Origin of the sequence: Vibrio sp. V42_P2S4T144, assembly GCF_009904715.1 — a bacterium.
Classification (GTDB): Bacteria; Pseudomonadota; Gammaproteobacteria; order Enterobacterales; family Vibrionaceae; genus Vibrio; species Vibrio alginolyticus.
On record NZ_WXWS01000453.1, the window covers coordinates 1 to 6,050 of the forward strand.

The following is a 6,050-nucleotide window of genomic DNA, read 5'->3' on the forward strand; positions in this document are numbered from 1 at the left end:
TGATTCTGTGGGAGATAAAAAAGACCAGCATAAAATGCTGGTCAAAATAGAAAGATTGGAAGGAATTGTTTTCTTTCTTCACCGATAGCCATCGATATTGCTGATGGCTATTAGGCAATTGAAAGAGAGAAGCATGACTGCTTCGTTAAGCAGAAAGCATCAGTGAATCTGCTTTTGCTTCTAGGTTTGTGCCACCCATTAAGTAATCATCGATAGCACGGGCACATTCACGGCCTTCGTTGATACAACGAACAACCAGAGATTGGCCTGTTCGCATATCACCAGCAGCAAATACGCCTTCTTGGTTAGTAGCAAAATCTTGAGTTGCTACGTTACCGCGATCATCTAGCGCGATATCCAGTTGAGCAAGTACACCTGTTGGTTCTGGGTGTAGGAAGCCCATCGCTAGAAATGCCATATCACACGGAATCACTCGCTCGCTGCCTTCAACTTCTTTAAAGCCTGGACGCTCGCCAGGTTTCGCCTCTTCCCAAACGATATCAGCCAAACGAAGACCGGTAACTTCACCTTTGTCGTTACCGATGAACTCTTTAGTTAGGATGTTCCAGTGGCGATCAACGCCTTCTTCATGAGATGTCGAAGTACGTAGGATCATTGGATATTGAGGCCAAGGCATATTGGCAGGACGCTTTTCTGGTGGAATCGGCATGATTTCCACTTGAGTTACACTTGCTGCGCCGTGACGGTTTGATGTTCCCACACAGTCTGAACCCGTATCACCACCACCGATAACGACAACGTGTTTGCCCGCGGCGTGAATTTCTTCCGTTTTCAGGTCCATGTTATTGGCGCGACGGTTGTTTTGACCTAGGAATTCCATCGCGAAGTGAACGCCTTTTAGTTCACGACCCGGAACGGGCAAATCACGTGGAACCGTTGAGCCACAGGTTAGTAGAACCACATCGAACTCTTGACGCAATTGTTGAGCATTTACATCAACACCGACGTGTTGGTTTACTTTAAACTCAATGCCAGCTTCTGCCATTAGATTGATCTTGCGATCAATGACTTCCATGCTCAGTTTAAAGTCTGGGATACCAAAACGTAGCAGACCGCCCACTTTCTCGTCTCGCTCGAATACTGTCACGGTATGGCCTGCGCTGTTTAGCTGCTCAGCAGCCGCAAGACCAGCAGGTCCAGAGCCAATGATCGCCACCGTTTTACCAGTGCGAGAACGTGGCGTTTTTGGTTTGGCGTACCCTTCACGATACGCCGTTTCTACGATAGTTTTTTCGATATTACAGATAGTGATTGGGTCTTGGTTGATACCAAGAACACAAGCACTTTCACATGGAGCAGGGCAAACACGACCAGTAAACTCTGGGAAGTTGTTCGTCGAGCTTAGGATGTTCCAAGCTTCTTCCCAGCTATCACGATAAACCGCATCGTTAAATTCTGGGATGATGTTACCGATAGGGCAGCCGTTATGACAAAACGGCACGCCACAATCCATACAACGAGAAGCTTGAGTATTGATCTTGTCACCAAACTCCTCGTTCAGAACGAACTCTTTGTTGTTCTTGATGCGTTCAGCTGGGTCAATCTTCTGTGGTAGTTCGCGACCATGCTCTAAAAATCCAGTAGGCTTACCCATTATACGGCCTCCACTTGAGTTTCGTTTCCTTGAGACAGTGCTTCAGCTTTGCGTTTTTGAAGAACTGCTTTGTAGTCACGCGGCATTACCTTAGCCATAGAGGCTAGGCTAGCTTCAAAATTGTTTAGGAAAGACTGAGCGACTTCACTTCCTGTGAATTGAACATGCTTAGTTAGCATGTCGAGTAATAGATCTCTGTCTTCTTGCTCGATTGGATCTAGGTCTACTAGCTCTGGGTTCAGTTTCGACTCAAAGTCACCTGATTTATCCCATACGTATGCCACGCCGCCACTCATACCTGCGGCAAAGTTACGACCTGTTGAACCAAGGATGATGGCTGCACCGCCCGTCATGTATTCACAACCGTGGTCACCGACGCCTTCTACTACTACTTTCGCGCCTGAGTTACGAACACAGAAACGTTCACCAGCCATACCGCGAATGAAAGACTCACCCGAAGTTGCACCGTAGAAACATACGTTACCCACCACGATGTTGTCTTCCGCGACAATGCTTGATTTCGCATCTGGGTAAAGTACTAACGTACCGCCAGATAAGCCTTTACCCCAGTAGTCGTTCGCATCACCTTCCACTTCGAACTTCACGCCCTTAGCTAGGAATGCACCGAATGACTGACCCGCAGAGCCTTTGAACTTCACGTTCATTGGCTGAGGTAGACCGGCATCTTTGTACACTTTCGAGATTTCGTTGGACAACATGGTACCTGCAGAGCGGTCCGTGTTGACGATAGGGAACTCGGCATTCACCGCTTCGCCTTTCTCGAGTGCAGGAATCGCTGCTTGAATCAGCTTACGGTCTAGCACTTCTTCTAGGTTGTGGTTCTGCTGAGCTTGGTTGAATACACCATCAGCTTCACGTGGTTGCTCAACGTGGAGAACAGGAGACAGATCTAGGTTCTTGTATTTCCAGTGAGAAACGTCTTGGCGAATCTTCAGTTTCTGACCTTGACCGACCATCTCATCGATAGTGCGGAAGCCAAGTTCGGCCATGATTTCACGCAGACCTTGTGCCATGTATTGGAAGAAGGTTACGACGTCTTCTACGCGACCATCAAAGCGCTCACGAAGCGTCTTGTTTTGAGTCGCGATACCAACAGGACAGGTGTTCTTATGACACTTACGCATCATGATACAACCTTCAACCACCAAGGCTGCGGTTGCCACGCCCCATTCTTCTGCACCAAGTAGTGTTGCCACTGCTAGGTCGCGAGGTGTCTTCATCTGACCATCCGCTTGAACCACGATACGGTTACGTAGACCGTTCTTCAGTAGCGTTTGGTGCGTTTCTGCCAAACCAAGTTCCCAAGGAAGACCGGTATGACGGATTGAAGACATTGGGGATGCACCAGTGCCACCGTCGAAACCTGCGATTAGTACAACGTCCGCTTTCGCTTTCGCTACACCAGAAGCGATCGTACCTACGCCTGCTTCTGATACCAGCTTCACGTTTACACGGCCTGCGCGGTTCGCGTTCTTCAAGTCGTAGATAAGCTGAGCCAAATCTTCGATTGAGTAGATATCGTGGTGTGGTGGTGGAGAGATAAGGCCAACGCCCGGAGTCGAGTGACGCGTTGCACCGATCCAGTCATCTACTTTATCGCCTGGTAGCTGACCACCTTCACCTGGCTTCGCACCTTGAGCCATTTTGATTTGCAGCTCTTCAGCGTTAGTTAGGTAGTAAGAGGTTACGCCGAAACGACCTGAAGCCACCTGCTTGATTGCAGAGCGTTCCCAATCGCCGTTCTCTTTGCGCTCGAAACGCATTGGGTCTTCACCACCTTCACCAGAGTTCGATTTCGCGCCAAGACGGTTCATCGCAACAGCTAGTGTGGAGTGTGCTTCGTAAGAAATAGAACCGAATGACATAGCGCCCGTCGCGAAGCGTTTCACGATGCTTTCAATTGGCTCGACGTCGTCGATAGAGATAGAACCAGCGGGGTTCTTAATGAACTCAAGTTGGCTACGCAGGGTTACCGCGTTGTCACCTTGCTTATCTACAGCAGTCGCGTATTGCTTGAACTGATCGTAGTTCTTGTTGCGCGTAGACTCTTGCAGTAGAGAAATGGTTTCTGGGTTGAATAGGTGCTTCTCACCACGCTGTTTCCATTGGTAAACACCACCAACATCCAGCATTTGAATTGGGATTTCGCGTTGTGGGTAACCGATGCGGTGACGGATAAGTACTTCTTTGGCGATATCATCAAGGGTTAGACCTTGGATACGAGAAACCGTCCCTGTGAAGTATTTGTCGACCACGGATTTGTGGATACCCAATGCTTCGAAGATTTGCGCACCATGGTACGACTGTAGCGTAGAGATGCCCATCTTCGAGAAGATCTTCAGAAGACCGCCATTGATCGCTTTACGGTAGTTGTTGAACAGATCGCGAGGGTTCGCTTCTGGATCCAACTTCTTCGTACGTTGAAGTTCAATGATGGTTTCAATCACTAGGTAAGGGTTAACCGCATTCGCACCGTAACCAAGTAGCGTTGCAAAGTGGTGCGTTTCACGCGCGTCACCAGTTTCAACCACGATGTCACACTTCGCACGTAGACCTTTACGGATCAAGTGGTGGTGTACTGCGCCAACTGCCAGCATTGCTGGGATCGCCGCGTGGTTTGAATTCACTGCGCGGTCAGTGAGTAGGATGATTGAATAACCATCGATAACCGCGTCTTCTGCGTATTGGCAGATACGTTTTAATGCACGCTCAAGTTTGCCTTGATCTTCACTAGCTTGGAATACGATATCCAACGTTTTCGCTTGTAGGTGCTCGTTATCGATCGCACGCAATTTTTCAAGCTCAGAGTTGGCTAGAACAGGCGATTCCAATTCTACTTTCTGACAGTGAAGTGGTGTTTCAGTCAGAAGGTTTTGGTCTTTACCCAAGTAAGTGTTCAGCGACATAACCATGCGCTCACGGATCGGGTCGATCGGTGGGTTAGTTACTTGTGCAAACAGCTGCTTGAAGTAGTTTGAAAGGTGCTGAGATTGATGAGATAGAACCGCAAGAGGCCAGTCGGCACCCATTGCTGATAATGGTTCTTTCGCGTCATTCGCCATTGGAACGATGATTTCGTTCACTTCTTCAGTGCTTACGCCAAACGCTTGTTGGCGGTGTAGAAGGTGTTCTGGCTTAGGTTGGCTGAACTGGTTGCTCGCATCTGGCAGCTTCTTCAAGCTCAGTAGGTTTTCTTCTACCCACTTCTCGTAAGGCTGTGCCGTTGCGATGGTGTCTTTCACTTCTTCATCAGAGATGATTCGACCTTGTTCTAGGTCTGCAACGAAGATACGACCTGGCTGTAGGCGACCACGGAACTCAACGTTTTCTGGTTCTATATCCACAACACCAGATTCAGATGCCATCACTAGGAAGTTATCTTTGGTCACTGTGTAGCGAGAAGGGCGCAAACCGTTACGGTCTAGTGTCGCACCAACTTGAACACCATCAGTAAAACATACGGAAGCCGGGCCATCCCATGGTTCCATGATGTTCGCGTGGTACTGATAGAACGCGCGACGCTTCGGATCCATGTTTTTGTTTTCTTGCCATGCTTCCGGGATCATCATCATCAATGCGTGTGGCAGGCTGCGACCAGAAAGAACTAGGAGCTCAAGTGCCATGTCAAAGTTAGATGAATCCGAGCTGCCTTCCTGACAGATTGGAAGAAGCATGTCGATTTCAGCCTGAGTAAACAGGTCTGATTCTAGGATTGCTTCACGGGCTTTCATCCAGTTCAAGTTACCGCGAACTGTATTGATTTCACCGTTGTGGGCAATGTAACGGAAAGGCTGTGCAAGACGCCATTTCGGGAAGGTGTTGGTAGAGAAACGAGAGTGTACCAGTGCTAGTGCAGTCACCATGGTCGGGTTTTGCAGATCAAGGAAGTACTGAGGTACTTGCTCGGTCGTTAACTGACCTTTGTACACTAATGTCTTGTAAGACATGGAGTTAATGTAGAAGTCGTCACCAATGTTCGAAACGCTTTCTAGGCAAACACGTACAGTGTAGTTACGAAGTACGTACAGTTTGCGTTCTAGCTCTTCAGGTGTGATGCCAGGGCCACCAGAGATAAATACATGCTCAAACTGAGGCTCTGTGCTTAGTGGGTCTGCACCGATCATTGAGTTATCGGTTGGCAGAACGCGGTAGCCGATAACTTCAAGATCTAGACGCTGTGCATTACGTTCTAGAATGTCACGGCATTGCTCGCGTTTGTATTCGTCTTTCGGGAAAAGAACGACACCAACACCATACTTTTCAAACGAAGGCAGTTTAATGCCTAGCTTAACGGCTTCTTCTAATAGGAATTCATGAGGTTTTTGTAGCAAGATACCCGCACCGTCACCGCTGCATGGGTCACAACCTTGACCACCACGGTGTTCCATGCGAGCCAGCATATCCAATGCTTGAG

The 6,050-nt window shown here is 48.5% G+C and carries 2 protein-coding genes; both read right to left on the reverse strand.

Annotated elements, in window-relative coordinates; all coding sequences use genetic code 11:
* Positions 1-145 precede the first annotated feature (145 nt).
* The gene (locus CAG68_RS15290) at positions 146-1,615 is read right to left on the reverse strand and encodes a glutamate synthase subunit beta (protein WP_161441330.1); all 1,470 of its coding nucleotides are present in this window, start codon (positions 1,613-1,615) and stop codon (positions 146-148) included.
* Positions 1,615-6,050 (reverse strand): glutamate synthase large subunit (gltB, locus tag CAG68_RS15295; protein WP_161441331.1); only part of this gene is annotated, 4,436 nt, incomplete at its 5' end. The genes CAG68_RS15290 and gltB, both read right to left, overlap by 1 nt.

Coding starts and splice junctions, on each gene's coding strand:
- CAG68_RS15290 (WP_161441330.1), bottom strand. CDS start 1,615: ATGGGTAAGCCTACTGGATTTTTAGAGCATGGTCGCGAACTACCACAG.